The sequence below is a fragment of the Mesorhizobium zhangyense genome (genome assembly GCF_011045115.1).
Taxonomy (GTDB): domain Bacteria; phylum Pseudomonadota; class Alphaproteobacteria; order Rhizobiales; family Rhizobiaceae; genus Mesorhizobium_M; species Mesorhizobium_M zhangyense.
Genome location: NZ_JAAKZG010000011.1, coordinates 18,988 through 32,086 on the forward strand (window position 1 = coordinate 18,988; position 13,099 = coordinate 32,086).

General features: G+C 63.6%; 12 protein-coding genes. 2 read left to right on the forward strand and 10 right to left on the reverse strand.

Features of this window, described 5'->3' with window-relative positions; all coding sequences use genetic code 11:
* Window positions 1-53: 53 nt before the first annotated feature.
* Window positions 54-410, forward strand: a complete 357-nt coding sequence (locus G6N74_RS21920; RefSeq protein ID WP_091911700.1) for a septal ring lytic transglycosylase RlpA family protein — start codon at window positions 54-56, stop codon at window positions 408-410.
* Here G6N74_RS21920 and G6N74_RS21925 read toward each other — a convergent pair.
* From G6N74_RS21925 to G6N74_RS21970, 10 genes are all read right to left on the reverse strand, one after another.
* Complete coding sequence (locus G6N74_RS21925; protein WP_165120146.1) at window positions 380-1,459, reverse strand: D-alanine--D-alanine ligase family protein; 1,080 nt, start codon at window positions 1,457-1,459, stop codon at window positions 380-382. The two genes, G6N74_RS21920 and G6N74_RS21925, sit on opposite strands and share 31 nt — an antisense overlap.
* Before the next feature lie 130 nt (window positions 1,460-1,589).
* Window positions 1,590-3,560, reverse strand: coding sequence for a beta-galactosidase (locus G6N74_RS21930; protein ID WP_165120147.1), 1,971 nt, complete (start codon window positions 3,558-3,560; stop codon window positions 1,590-1,592).
* A gap of 15 nt (window positions 3,561-3,575) precedes the next feature.
* Window positions 3,576-4,454 (reverse strand): SMP-30/gluconolactonase/LRE family protein, encoded by an 879-nt coding sequence (locus tag G6N74_RS21935; RefSeq protein WP_165120148.1) that lies wholly within the window; start codon window positions 4,452-4,454, stop codon window positions 3,576-3,578.
* Complete coding sequence (locus G6N74_RS21940; protein ID WP_165120149.1) at window positions 4,447-5,085, reverse strand: 2-dehydro-3-deoxy-6-phosphogalactonate aldolase; 639 nt, start codon at window positions 5,083-5,085, stop codon at window positions 4,447-4,449. Before G6N74_RS21940 ends, G6N74_RS21935 begins: the two co-directional genes overlap by 8 nt.
* Window positions 5,082-6,023 carry a 2-dehydro-3-deoxygalactonokinase gene (locus G6N74_RS21945; RefSeq protein ID WP_165120150.1) on the reverse strand — a complete coding sequence of 314 codons (942 nt, stop codon included), beginning with the start codon at window positions 6,021-6,023 and terminating at the stop codon, window positions 5,082-5,084. Before G6N74_RS21945 ends, G6N74_RS21940 begins: the two co-directional genes overlap by 4 nt.
* On the reverse strand, window positions 6,023-6,790 hold the full coding sequence (locus tag G6N74_RS21950) for an SDR family NAD(P)-dependent oxidoreductase (RefSeq protein ID WP_165120151.1): 768 nt from the start codon (window positions 6,788-6,790) through the stop codon (window positions 6,023-6,025). Before G6N74_RS21950 ends, G6N74_RS21945 begins: the two co-directional genes overlap by 1 nt.
* A 120-nt stretch (window positions 6,791-6,910) precedes the next feature.
* Window positions 6,911-8,254 carry a putative bifunctional diguanylate cyclase/phosphodiesterase gene (locus G6N74_RS21955; RefSeq protein ID WP_165120273.1) on the reverse strand — a complete coding sequence of 448 codons (1,344 nt, stop codon included), beginning with the start codon at window positions 8,252-8,254 and terminating at the stop codon, window positions 6,911-6,913.
* Between the two features lie 146 nt (window positions 8,255-8,400).
* The gene (locus G6N74_RS21960) at window positions 8,401-10,224 is read right to left on the reverse strand and encodes a GtrA family protein (protein ID WP_165120152.1); all 1,824 of its coding nucleotides are present in this window, start codon (window positions 10,222-10,224) and stop codon (window positions 8,401-8,403) included.
* Between the two features lie 63 nt (window positions 10,225-10,287).
* On the reverse strand, window positions 10,288-10,704 hold the full coding sequence (locus tag G6N74_RS21965; protein WP_165120153.1) for a GtrA family protein: 417 nt from the start codon (window positions 10,702-10,704) through the stop codon (window positions 10,288-10,290).
* The gene (locus tag G6N74_RS21970; RefSeq protein ID WP_165120154.1) at window positions 10,704-11,948 is read right to left on the reverse strand and encodes a glycosyltransferase family 2 protein; all 1,245 of its coding nucleotides are present in this window, start codon (window positions 11,946-11,948) and stop codon (window positions 10,704-10,706) included. Before G6N74_RS21970 ends, G6N74_RS21965 begins: the two co-directional genes overlap by 1 nt.
* A gap of 211 nt (window positions 11,949-12,159) precedes the next feature.
* Here G6N74_RS21970 and gshB point away from each other — a divergent pair, with 211 nt between their 5' ends.
* On the forward strand, window positions 12,160-13,098 hold the full coding sequence (gene gshB, locus G6N74_RS21975; protein ID WP_165120155.1) for a glutathione synthase: 939 nt from the start codon (window positions 12,160-12,162) through the stop codon (window positions 13,096-13,098).
* Window position 13,099 lies beyond the last annotated feature (1 nt).

Below are 13,099 nucleotides of genomic sequence, written 5' to 3' on the forward strand. Positions count from 1 at the left end.
ACATTTGGCTCCTACCGCCTCGGCATGTTCAACCTTGGAGCCCTCCCCGAAAGATGAAGATCACTAGAACCGCGATCTGCGCGGTAACGATGACGGCCGGCCTGATGGTCGCCGCTTCCGCAGGAACCGCCTCGGCCCAGTGCGGCCGCGCTTCCTGGTACGCCCTCACCTCCAAGACCGCATCGGGTGAACGCATGAACCCCTCCGCCATGACCGCCGCGCATCGCAGCCTGCCCTTCGGCACCAAGCTGCGCGTCACCAACAAGAACAACGGCCGCAGCGTCATCGTGCGCATCAACGATCGTGGACCGTTCATCAAGGGCCGCGTGCTCGACGTATCGAAGGCCGCCGCCCGGAGCCTCGGCTTTATCGGCTCGGGTCACACCGCTGTTTGTATGGCGAAGGCCTGAAATCTATTCGCCGCAGTCGCGGCGATCGCCTCGGCCAGTTCGAGCCCCCATTGCGTCCTGCAATAGGCGCGGAAGTCGAAACAGGGCAGGCCGGGGCAGACTTCGAATTCGATGAGGTGGACGGTGTCGTCCGCCTCCACGCGAAAATCCATCGAGAACACATCGCGCAGGCCGAGCGTCTGCATCAGCCGCATGGCGATGGCGTTGATGCGCCCGGCCGCAACCGGCTGACTTTTCGCGACCGGCACCAGTTCCGGCTCGGCATAGCTGCCTGCGACCCTCGCTTCCGCGCCGGTCTCGCCATAGAGCGCGAGGCTGTCTTCCATGGTCTGGAAATCGCCGCCTGAATCGACGAAGAAAATGCCCAGCGCCTCCGCACCTGCATCGGGTGTCAGCCCGAGAAAGCTCAGCCGCACATTGCGGCCCGCAACATAGGGCTGGACGATCACATCGTCGCGGTAGGCGGCAAAGACGCGGCGGCTGAGTTCCAGCGCATGGCTGGCAGTCTCGCAACGCGAGTCGGCATAGATGCCGATCTTGGCGCCCAGACGGTTCGGCTTGACGAAATAGCCCGTCACCGAGGCCGGTGGTTCCACCAGCCAGCGCCCGTTCCGCGCCAGCCCCGCCTGCGGCACCGGCATGTCGAGAGCTGCAAGCACGGCGCCCGAGCGGAACTTGTCCTGGCAGAGCGCAAAAAGCGAATCGTCCGAACCCAGCGTCGGCAGGCCGTTCAACCGCGCCAGAGCGGGGCCAGCACTGCCACGGAAATAGGCGACGCCGTCGCTGATCGTCCACACCAGCGTGTTTTTGGGATCGCGCCCGGCAAGTGCCGTCGCCGCATCGTCCAATGCAACGGGTTCGAAGCGCAGGCCGCGGCGAGCACAGGCCGCTTCCATCGCGCCGAACTCCGGCGCGATATCGGTCGACTGCGCCAGATAGGACGAAATCTCCGCCGCGCGGGCAGTCGGAAAGCCGTCAGCCACCAGCCGGTCGAAGCAGGCTTTTTCGGGCTCGTAGATGAAGATCAGCGTCGGTGACTGACTGGGCATTTTTCAAGCATTCCTCGGAGGCGTGACAGCGCGAGAATCGCACCGCACCGGAAAACAGCTTGCGCGAAATCGACCTCGGCGAGGCGCTGGCGTGACAGTGGGTGTGACGACGATGTTGAAGCGCCGCACCCTACTCGCGCCTGAACACCGCCACGCCGCATGGCTCCAGCAATTCACTGCCAAGCAGCAGCGATTTCCCGTCCGTCCACTGGCTTATATCGACCGGCTCCGGTCCATAGTTGAAGATGTAGCGCATCGGGCCGTTGTCGCGGATGCGGATGTCGCGCGGCAGGCGGTGGATGGCGATGCCGGCCTTGCCGCACAGATATTCAACCACGCGCGCGGCATAGGCGGCGTTGGGCTGGCCGGTGAGATAGTGGAAGGCACCGCCAGCGTCGCAGCAGAAGGCAATCTCGTGGTCCTGCGTCCGGTCGATGACGCGAACGCCCTCGCCGGCGACGAGGAACTCGCGCCAGGTCTCGAAGGCCGAAACATTGGCAGGCTCCTCGATGGCAATCGCGAAGGGCGGTTCGAACGTTTCCGAGCGCCTGACCTTCACCGGAATGCGGCCCTGCAGACCCTCGCCCGGCGGCAGTGCATCAGGAATGCGGAAGTCGGGTGTGCGCGACCCAGTTCGCGGGCCGGCAAGCACGATCTGGCCATCGGCCCCGAGGGCTGCGGCAAGCGCTTCCGAGACCGAGAACAGGCCGGGCAGGAGAACGAGCCTGTAGCCTTGCACCGCTTCCGGCCTGGCCGGCACGATGTCGACCGAGATGCCGAGCGCGCGCAGGGCGCGGTAGAAAATCAGGATCAGGCGCGCATAGGAAAAGGATTTTCCCTGCGGCTGGATCGACCAGGCCCAGGCGCTTTCATAGTCGAAGACGATGGCAACCTTTGCCGCCGCCGTCTCGACTTTGGCGCCCAGATTTTCCAGTTCGCGCGAAACCGCACGCACGACGTGAAAGGCTTCGTTGGGCGTCGCATCCGGCAGCAACAGGCCCTCATGCATCTGCTCCTGCCCGAAGGGCGCCTGGCGCCAGCGGAAATAGCTGACCACCTCCGCACTCGCGGCAAAAGCCTCCCACGCCCACAGGCGGATGGCTCCGGGTGCGGGCGCGGGATTGTGGGCCGCCCAGTTCACCGGGCCAGGCTGCTGCTCCATGACCCACCAGCGGCCACGCCCGCAGGCACGATAGAGATCGTGGTTGAAGGCCTGGAAATCGGGATCGCCCACGCGCATGTAGCGCTGCCTGCGCTCTGGATCGGAGCTGTTTTCGAGAAAGCCGAGCGGATAGGAATCCCACGAAGCGGCATCGAGATCGGCACACAGGGCAAAATGGTCGAAGCCGGTGAAGCCGCCCATGAAATTGTGCAGGATCGTGCGGCCCGGCGAATGCTTTCTGATGATGTCGGTCTGGAGCCGGTTGAAGGCCACCACCTGTTCCGACGCATAGCGCCGGAAATCCAGCCGGTGCGCCGGAGCCGCTTCGGTGACGGCGAGATTGGGCAGTTCGATCTCGTCGAAGGAACGATATTCCATCGACCAGAACACGGTGCCCCACGCCCGGTTCAGCGCCTGCGGCGACTGGTATTTTCGCGACAGCCAGTCGCGAAAGCCGGCAAGGGCTGTGCTGGAATAGCTGAGCACCGTATCGTGGCAGCCATATTCATTGTCGGTCTGCCAGGCGACGATGCCGGGATGGGCGCCAAAGCGCTCGGCCAGTGCGGTGACGATGCGGGCGCATTCGGCGCGATAGAGAAGATGGCTGAAGCAGTAGTGCCGCCGCGAGCCAAAACCGCGAACGCGGCCTTCGGCATCGACCGCCAGCATATCGGGCATGGAATCGACCAGCCATTTGGGCGGCGTCGCTGTCGGCGTGCCGAGCACGATGGCCAGGCCCTCGCCGTGCAATATCTCGATGGCGCGCCGGAGCCAGTCGAAATCGTAGCGGCCGGGCTCCGGTTCGAGCCGCGACCAGGCAAATTCGCCGATGCGCACAAGGCCGATGCCGGCTTCGCGCATCATGCGCGCGTCGATCGCCCAGCGCTCCTCCGGCCAGTGTTCGGGATAGTAGCAGACGCCGAGTTTCTGGACGGTCATCGGCGCGATCCCAGCTCAGATCAGGACGCGCGGCTCGAAACGGCCTTTCACCGGCAGGTCCAGCAGCAAGGTCTTGCCGGCCGTCCGGTCGGCCTTTCGCGCCGCCGCATCCATGCCCTCCTGAGCGGTGGTGACGGCAAGGCGGTCCGCATTCGCGCCGACAAAGGCCGGGCAGGAAGGCTGCAGCGTACCGACCTCGATGGTGCGGATGCGCTTGCCGTCGGGCGAATAGGCATCGATGCAGGACGCACCCCAGCGCGCGTTCCACAGCACGCCCTCGGCATCGACCACCGAACCGTCGAGATCGCCCTTCTTGCCGCCGTGGTCGAAAAACACCTTCGGTTCGCCGACCGGCAGGCCGGTCTCGGGATCGCAGCCGACGCGGTAGAGAATGTTCTCTTTGCTGTCGGTGTAATAGGCGGTCGCCCCGTCCGGCGAAAAGCAGATCGAATTCGGGATCGAAATGTCGGGAAACAGTTTTCGGAACTCGCCCTTGAAAAACCAGTAGATCGAGCCGGCCTTGCGCTCGGCTTTTTTGCCCATCGTGCTGATCCAGAACGCGCCGCATGGGTGGACGCGCGAATCATTGGAGCGGGTCGACGGATCGTCCGCCTCGATGGCGAAATGCGGCGTGACCGCACCGGTCCGGACGTCGCGGATGTTCAGCCCGGTTTCGGTCATCAGCAGTTGATGGCCCTCGTTGATGACAGCCAGCGCGCTCGTCATCTCCGGCAGGTCGTGGACAATCGTCTCGCCGCCGGCGACCCGCTTTTCGAGAAGCTTCTTGCCCAGAATATCGAACCAGAACAGCGTGTCGGTGGCCGGGTCGTAGGTCGGGCCTTCACCGAGATGGCAGACATGATCAGACAGGATCGAGACGCCGGTTTCATCCATCGAGCTTTCCTCCGAAAACGGCATCATAGGCGCTGACGGCCGCATGCGCACGGTCGCGAACGTCTGCCACGGTCATGCCCGGCTTGAACAGGCTCGAGCCGAGCCCGAAGGTGCGGACGCCAACCTTGGCGTAGCCGGCGAAATCCACCTCCGAAACACCGCCGACGACACCGACGACGGTCTCGGCCGGAAGAACGGCCTTGATAGCCCCTATGCCGCCTGGTCCGAGCACGCTTGCCGGGAAGAATTTCAGCGCCGATGCGCCAAGGCCTATCGCCTGGAAGGCTTCGGTGGGGGTGAATATGCCGGGCATGGTGACCATGCCATGGTGGTTCGCGCGGTTCATGACTCCAGCATCGATGTTGGGGCTGACCAGAAGCCGCCCGCCTGCGTCATGCAGCCGGTCGACATCGTGCGGTGTCAGCACCGTACCCGCGCCGATCAACGCCTTCGGCAGTTTCGCGACCAGGCTTTCGATGGAGGTGAAAGGCTCCGACGAATTGAGCGGCACTTCGATGGCCTCGATGCCGGCTTCGAAAATCGCGCTGCCGATGTCGACCGCCTCTTGCGGCTTCAAGCCACGGAGGATGGCTACAAGGCCGCGCCGAAGTTCTGGAAATGGTGTCGTCATGCCTGCGTTCCGATGCTGCCAATCATGCCATTGTGCCTTGCCGCCGCAAACAGGCCGGCGCGTACCACCGCATCGCCATCGACAATGCGGACCTCGCGGCCTGCCATGTTCAAGGCGGCTTCATAGAGCTTCGCCAGGCTACTCGACGCGACCAACGTAACCGGACCGCCCACCCCGGCAAAGCGCCTCCCCGCCGAGGCGATCTCTGCGCCGATCAGCAGGCCGGAAAGGGCAGCCGCCGCATCGGCCGGCGAAAGGTCGAGAAGCAAACTCGAGGCGCGGATGCGAAAAAGATGCGCGCCGATATCGCCGCCCTCCGACAGCGCATTTGCGCACCAGTGCCGGAAGGTCGCGTTGTCCGGCAAAACGGAAGCCGGGCTTTCGCCGAGCGAGTGCCGAAGAATCGACTGGCGCGACAGCAGCGAAAACAGCTCGCCGGTCAGCCAGCTGCCGAAACCGGAGACGGTGCCGTCATTCGTCTCGACCCATTTCGAATGCGTGCCCGGCATGCAGACGAGATGACTTCCCACCGAAAGCTCGGCGATGCCCGCAAGCTGCGTTTCCTCGCCGCGCATGACATCCGGCGCGCTTTCATCACGCTGCGCGATGCCCGGAATGATGCGCACATCGCGGCGCGCGCCGGGCGCTGTTACTGCGCCAGCGAGAATGTCGCCGACGGATGCAGGGACAAACACATAGGGTGCCTCGATCCAGCCCTGACGCGAGCCGGCCATGCCGCAGATGATCACTGAGAGCGTTGCCGGCGCACCCATGGCATCGAGATGGCTCTCAAGCACGTCGGAAAAGCCGCCCGGCTTTACCGCCAGCAGTCCCTCGGCGCTGCGCCGCTCGGCAAGCGCATTGCCATCGGCATCCAGAAGCCAGACGCGCAGATGCGATGTGCCCCAATCGGCTGCGGCGATTGCCGGGTTTGGCATTACAGATAACCTCCGTCGACGATCAATGTTTGTGCGGTCAGCATGCGGGAAGCGTCCGAGGCCAGGAACAGGCAGGTGCCGACCATATCCTCGGGCTGCATGATCTGCTTGATGCTCTGCTTGGCGACATGGGCGGCAAGCGCCTCGTCGGTCACCCACAGCTCACGCTGACGCTCTGTGATGACCCAGCCGGGCGCCACCGCGTTGACGCGGATGTTATGCCGGCCGAGATGGCCGGCGAGTCCCTTGGTCAGGCCGATAATGCCGGCCTTGGCAGCCGTGTAGGACGGCATGTCGGGATGATTGATCAGGAACGAGGTCGAGGTGAAATTGATGATCGAGCCGCCACCCGCCGCTTTCATGCCCGGCAAGACGGCCTGCGCGCTGAAGAAATGCGGCCGCAGATTGATGGACTGGTTGTTGTCCCAGTAGTCGACCGTGACATCCTCGACGGCGTGACGCTCATCGAAGGCGGCATTGTTGATCAGGGTCGTCACCGGGCCGTGCGCCTCGATTGCCTGCGCTACGGCGGCGCGCAGGGCGTCGATGTCACGCAGATCGGCCTTGATGAACAAGGGTCGAATGCCGGCGCTCTTTTCGACATGCTCGCACAGCGCCGTGCTTGCCGCTTCGGCGATATCGACAAAGGCCACCTTGGCGCCCTGACGCGCAAATCCCTCGGTGAGGGCCGCGCCTATGCCGGAACCACCGCCGGTGATCAGGACAGACGCTCCCTGAAGATCGGTAAACTGCGCGGATGGCATCATGGCATCTCCCCCTCGACCTGTCTTGGTCGGCGTATGGAATGCACCAAGAGGCGACGAAGGCCAAGAGGAGAATGTTATGCCTGCATGAGGCTACGGGCTTGCGAGCTAAACCTGTGACGTTTAAGCACCGACCCGCCGCGCGCCGCGAAAGGCATCGCGCAGATAGCCGAGCGTGGCGTCGGCATCTGCCGGCTTGCCGAACAGATAGCCCTGCCCGCCGCCACAGCCGAATTCGATGAGACGACTGGCCTGCGCCTCCTGCTCGATGCCTTCGGCCACCACATCCATGCCCAGCCCCTCGCACATGGCGAGTATGGCGCGAATGATGTGTTCGGACGGCCTGTCCTCAAGTATCGAGGAAACGAAGGCGCGGTCGATCTTGAGCTTGTCGAACTGGAACTCGCGCAGGCGTCCGAGCGAGGATTGGCCGGTGCCGAAATCGTCGAGCGAGACGCGGATGCCACAGCGGCGCAGATCGTTGACGATCTTCTCGGCGGAAGCCGGGTCCGTCATCAGGCCGGTCTCGGTGATCTCGATCTCAAGGCGGCGCGGATCGAAGCCGGTCCGCTCCAGAATGGCCAGTATGTGCAGGCCGGTGTTCTGGTCGACAAGCTGCGACGGCGACAGGTTGAACGACAGGAACAGCTCTTCGGGCCAGCTGCGGGCGGCTTCGGTGGCCTTGCGCAGGACCAGCTGCGACAGCGGGCCGATGATGCCGCGCTCTTCGGCGATCGGAATGAAGACGACCGGCGAGACGAAACCGAGATCACGGTCGGTCCAGCGGGCGAGCGTTTCGAAACCGACGACGCGCCGCGTCTTCAGGTCGACGATCGGCTGGAAATGCGGCTCGACTTCGCCAGCGGAAACGGCGCGGCGCAGTGCCTGCTCGATGCGGGTGACGCGTTTGGCCGCCTCTTCCATTTCACGCGTATAGACGACGACGCGGCCCCGGCCAGAGCGCTTGGCGTGATAGAGCGCGGTCTCGGCCTTGTTGACCAGTATCTCGGTCGTCTCGTCGCCCGAATAGAAAAGCGAGCAGCCGACCGAGGCCGACAGCCTGGCGGTCCGCTCGCCGACATCGTAGGGCGCCGAAAGAACCTCGATCAGCATCCTCGCCCTTTCGGCGGCGGCGTCCTCCGAAAACACCATGGGATAGAGGAACGCGAACTCGTCAGCGCCGATGCGCGTGACCGCCGAATGCCCGTCCATGGCGGCACGCAGGCGCATGCCGACCTGGATGAGGATATCGTCGCCGGCCTTGTGGCCGAAAAGATCGTTGATCGGCTTGAACCCGTCCAGATCGATGATGCCTACCGTAAAAGGCGCAGGGTCGTCAGCGCGGTCGCTGATGAGCCTGTCGACCTTGTCGAAAAAACGCCGGTGATTGCCGAGCCCGGTCAAAGGGTCGGTAAAGGCAAGATCGGTGTTCTCCCTGGTCTCGTCAAAGCCGAACGACGGCTGCATCATGGTCCCCGCAGTCTTTTCGTGATTTGCGCGCTACAATGCCAGCAAACCCTTTAGGAAACGTATCGCGGGTGACCGCTTTTCTCCGGCAAAAGAGGCAGCCGAACCGGGGCAAGCGAGGGGGCGAAGACCATGCGGTGGAACAATTATCGATCCAGAACGACCCGGTAGAGCTCCAGCGGTTTTCCCGTGCTTTCGGAGACAGGTTCGAGCCAATCCGGCACCATCCCTTTCATCATGCCGGCAAGCAGGCCATCGGGGGCACGGTCGGTGAGAATCCTGTTCTCGTCGTTGCCGCGGCAAAGTGCGACGAGGCCGACATGGCGCGTTTCGACGATGGTCCGCGCCTGATCGGGCGAGCCCATGAGACCGTCCAGCGCCAGAAGGTTGCCCTCGATATTGCGGTGATAGGGACCGGAAAAGACGCGATGCCCGCTATAGGCGAGAATGGGCGAACCCAGATTGGAGATCGCCAGCACGGTCGTCGCCGGCAAGCCGGCAAGCACGGCGAAATCACTTTCATGCTGGCAGGCGGCAACCGAGGCAATCTGCGCCTCGGGCCTCTGCGACTCACCTTCGAAAGCGGCGGAGGCAGCAGCGGCGGCCGTCGTCCAGCTCGCATTGAGCGAGACCAGCCACACCGCGGCCATCCTGAGAGACGCAGCGGTGGACGGGTTTTTTTCCGCCCGCGCACGCCAGTGTCCGACCCAGGCGGAAAGCGGGATCACGGCGAAGGCGATCGAGAAGGTCGACCCGCGCACCTGCCACACGCTGACGATGAAGGCCGCGATCAGCACTGCGCCGACAAGGATATCCCGCCGCTGCCAGCCTTGACGGCGAAGACGCAGCAACATCCAGCCGATCGCCAGCAACGGCGTGATGTAGCGGGCGAAGACGGAGGCGGGATCCTCGACGATAAGTGCCAGCAGGGACTTCGCCTCGGAGACATGGTCGAGCCAGTCTGCCTTAAGCCGCGCATCAAGGCCGGAATAGGGTGCGGAAAGGCACTGCGGAAAGGCCAGAACCAGGAGCGCGCCGACGCCAACACCCAGCAATGCGAGGCCAAGCAGGCGACGGCTACGCGTGCGCGTGAAAACATCAGGGGATGTAACGGCTGCAAGGCCCACGCCAGCGACCGCTGCCAGCGCGAACTGAACGACCGAAAAGGCGTCGCATTGGGCCTCTCCCCAGCCGGAGGCCGGAACCGTGGCGAAGAAGACGGCAGCCGACACCACGGCAAAACCGAGCCCGAAATCACGGGCGATATGCCTTTCGCCGGCACCGTCGAAAAGAAACAGGCCTGCAACACAGAGGCCGATCACCGCCACATAGGGTGCGGTTTCCATCCCGACTGCCAGCATCAGCGCTGCACACACGCCCGACATTGCGGCGGCCGGCCGATTGTCCGGTGCTTCGAGAAGCAGGCAAAGGCTGCCGGCGGCGAGCATGAGTTGAATGTTGTGATGATCGAGTGCTGCGGGCTGATAGATGCCGAGGAAATGAAGCGCCGCAGCACCGATGATTACGGAGGGCAGAACCGCACGTTCCCCGCCGAAAATGCGCGCGGCCCGCAGGATGAAGAACAGCGTGCCGCAGTAGAGCAACGCCGGCCAAAGGACGCGCGCAACCGTCTCGCCAATCGCCGCGCTGCCGGTCACGGCAGAAACGGCGAGGATGATCGCAGCGATCGGCGCATCGACCAGTCGGGACCAGTGCATGACGAAACCGCCCTCAGGCCCCATGCGATATTGATGCAGATCGAACCAGCCCTGACCACCAAGCAGGTCGCGGACTTCGACAAGGCGAAGCAGGCTGTCGTTGTCACCGCCGAGGTTGGACAAGGTCCTGAAACCGGTCGCGGCATTGACGGCCAGGACGACCAGCGTCGCGCCCAGCGCAAGGGCAATATCCCTGCTCGCCGGCGAAAGGCCCGCCGCCCGTTTCGCGATCGTTGAATGCAATCCGCTCATTCGCTCACAGCCCGCCCGTAACCCGACGTGACCCTAATCCGCGCAGTTCAACAAACGGTAAAGCTAGCGTTTGTTGCTATGTCCCGGCTTGTCCGGAAAAACCCAGAGCGAGGAGACGACATAGCTGACCGTGCTTGCAACGGCCGTGATGAGGACCGACATCGCCAACGGTGACATGTGAAAACGATCCACGGCGATATGGGCGAGCACACCCGACAGCAGCGCGCATCCCGCCTGAAGAATGAAATAGCGCGGCAAAGCATGGCCATGACCGTGTGCTGCGCCGAACGTCCAGCCACGTTGCGCCGAATAGGCCACGACGAAGGCTACGGCATAGGCGATGAGACCCGCAGCGAAACGCGGCAGGCCGATGGATGCCAGCACATAGGATAGAACGAGCAGCAAGGCGGCAGCACCGACGCCGACCGTGACGAAACGAACGAACCGCAGGCGGAAGGCCGTTTGCAGCATCGCCGTCATCAGGAGACTTGGGCGCGCGCTGCTGCCTCGGCGACGAGGGTTTCGCCGGATTTGCGGCGCATGACCGGGATTTCAAGCACACCAAGCAGGAAGGCCGAGAAAAACACCTGCATCGCGATCACGATCAGCGTCAACCCGAACACCACGATGCGCGGGATTTCCGGGTCGTTGAGCGGCCCGAAACTCAGGCTGGCCCAGGACAAAGTCGCGTAGCCGAAGAACGACAGGCCGGCCAGCAGGCAGACGCCCGCGCCGAGTGCCAGCCGGTCGGTGCTGATATGGCGCGTGAGCCAGTCCGAACGGGCATTCCCCGGCAGGATGCCGGTGATGTCGGCATAGTACCGCGACAGGACCCCGAAGGTGGTGAGTTGTACGCCGGCGACGATCATGAAACAGGCCGCGACGAATGTGTTGAGGTCGAGCGAAAGGTTGTCGACGACCTGCAGCGGACCGAAGAAGAGCAGCGTCGAAAGCAGGAGGCCCAGCGCGCAAAGGCTCATGCCGGGAATGAAGAACAGCCAGCGCGGATTGTACATCAGCAGGAATTTGAGATGACGCCAGCCGTCGCGCCACGTCTTGAGATGCGGCGGGCGGCTGCGGCCATCCGGCTTCAGCGTGGTCGGCACTTCCTCGATGCGCAAACCGGCGAGCGCGCTGCGCACCACCATTTCGCTGGCGAATTCCATGCCCGCCGTCTTGAGGTCCAGTTCCCGGATGCGTTCCGCATTGAAGCCGCGCAGGCCGCAGTGAAAATCTCCCGCCTTGATGCGGAAAAACAGCCGGCCAAGGAAGCTCAGCACGGGATTGCCGAGATAGCGGTGCAGGACCGGCATGGCGCCGGCTTCGATGCCGCCCTGAAAACGGTTTCCCATGACCAGGTCGGCACCATCGCGAAGGCGCGACACGAAGGCGTCGAGCGCGCAGAAATCGTAGGAATCGTCGGCATCGCCCATGATGATGAAGCGTCCGCGCGCAGCCGCTATGCCGCCCTGCAAGGCTGCGCCATAGCCGCGCGCCTGCACAGGCACGACCCGGGCGCCAAGGCTGGTGGCGATGAGCTGCGAACCGTCGGCGCTGCCATTGTCGGCGATGAGCACTTCGCCCGATACGCCGGCTTGTTGCAAAAAGTGCTGCGCCTTGCCGATGCAGGTGGCAAGCGTTTCAGCCTCGTTGAGGCAGGGCATGAGAATGGTCAGCTCGATCTGATCTTCAGAGACTGCCCGGATTGGCGTGACTGCGTTCATGACCACCCTCGACAAGCGTGCTCTCCGGCACGTCTGGCAGCTTCTTAGCCGAGAATGATTGGCGTCCTGTTAACGCGGTCATGACATTCCGAGACATTTGCGTGAGGTGAGCTCCCTGCATCCCGGAGGTGGCGAAGTCGCCATTGGCAGACGCCGGGCAAAGCTATACATCCTCTCGACGATAAAAGCCCGCAGCGCCGGAGAAGCCTTCATGCCGCTCAACATCGCCGTCCAGATGGACCATATCTCCACCGTCAACATTGCCGGCGACACCAGCTTCGCGCTCTCGCTCGAGGCACAGCGGCGCGGGCACAAGCTGTTCCATTATACGCCCGACCGGCTCTCCATGATCGGCGGCACGGTGTTCGCGCGGCTGGAAAAGCTCGAAGTGCGCGACGAGAAGGGCAACCATTTCACGCTTGGCGAGCCTGAGCGCACCGATCTATCGGAAATGGATGTAGTGCTGCTGCGCCAGGACCCACCCTTCGACATGAACTACATCACCACCACCCACATCCTGGAACGCATCCACCCGAAGACGCTGGTGGTCAACGATCCGGCCTGGGTGCGCAACAGCCCGGAAAAGATCTTCGTCACCGAGTTCCCGGACCTGATGCCGGAAACGCTGATTACCAAGGATCCCTTGGAAGTCGCAGCCTTCCGCAAGGAATTCGGCGACATCATCGTCAAGCCGCTTTACGGCAATGGCGGCGCCGGCATCTTCCATATGCTTGAGGCCGACCGCAATCTGGCTTCGCTGCTGGAAATGTTCGGCCAGATGTTCCGTGAACCCTTCATCGTCCAGCGCTACCTCAAGGACGTGCGCAAGGGCGACAAGCGCATCATCCTGATCGACGGCGAGCCTGTCGGCGCCATCAACCGCGTGCCTGCCGAGCACGATTCCCGCTCCAACATGCATGTCGGCGGCCGCGCCGAAAAGACCGAGCTGACCGAGCGCGAGCGCGAAATCTGCGCGCGCATCGGGCCGTCGCTCAAGGAACGCGGCTTTATCCTCGTCGGAATCGACGTGATCGGCGACTACATGACCGAGATCAACGTCACCTCGCCGACCGGCGTGCGCGAGGTCAAGAAATTCGGCGGCGCGGATATCGCCGCGCTGTTCTGGGATGCCGTCGAAGCCAAACGCTGAG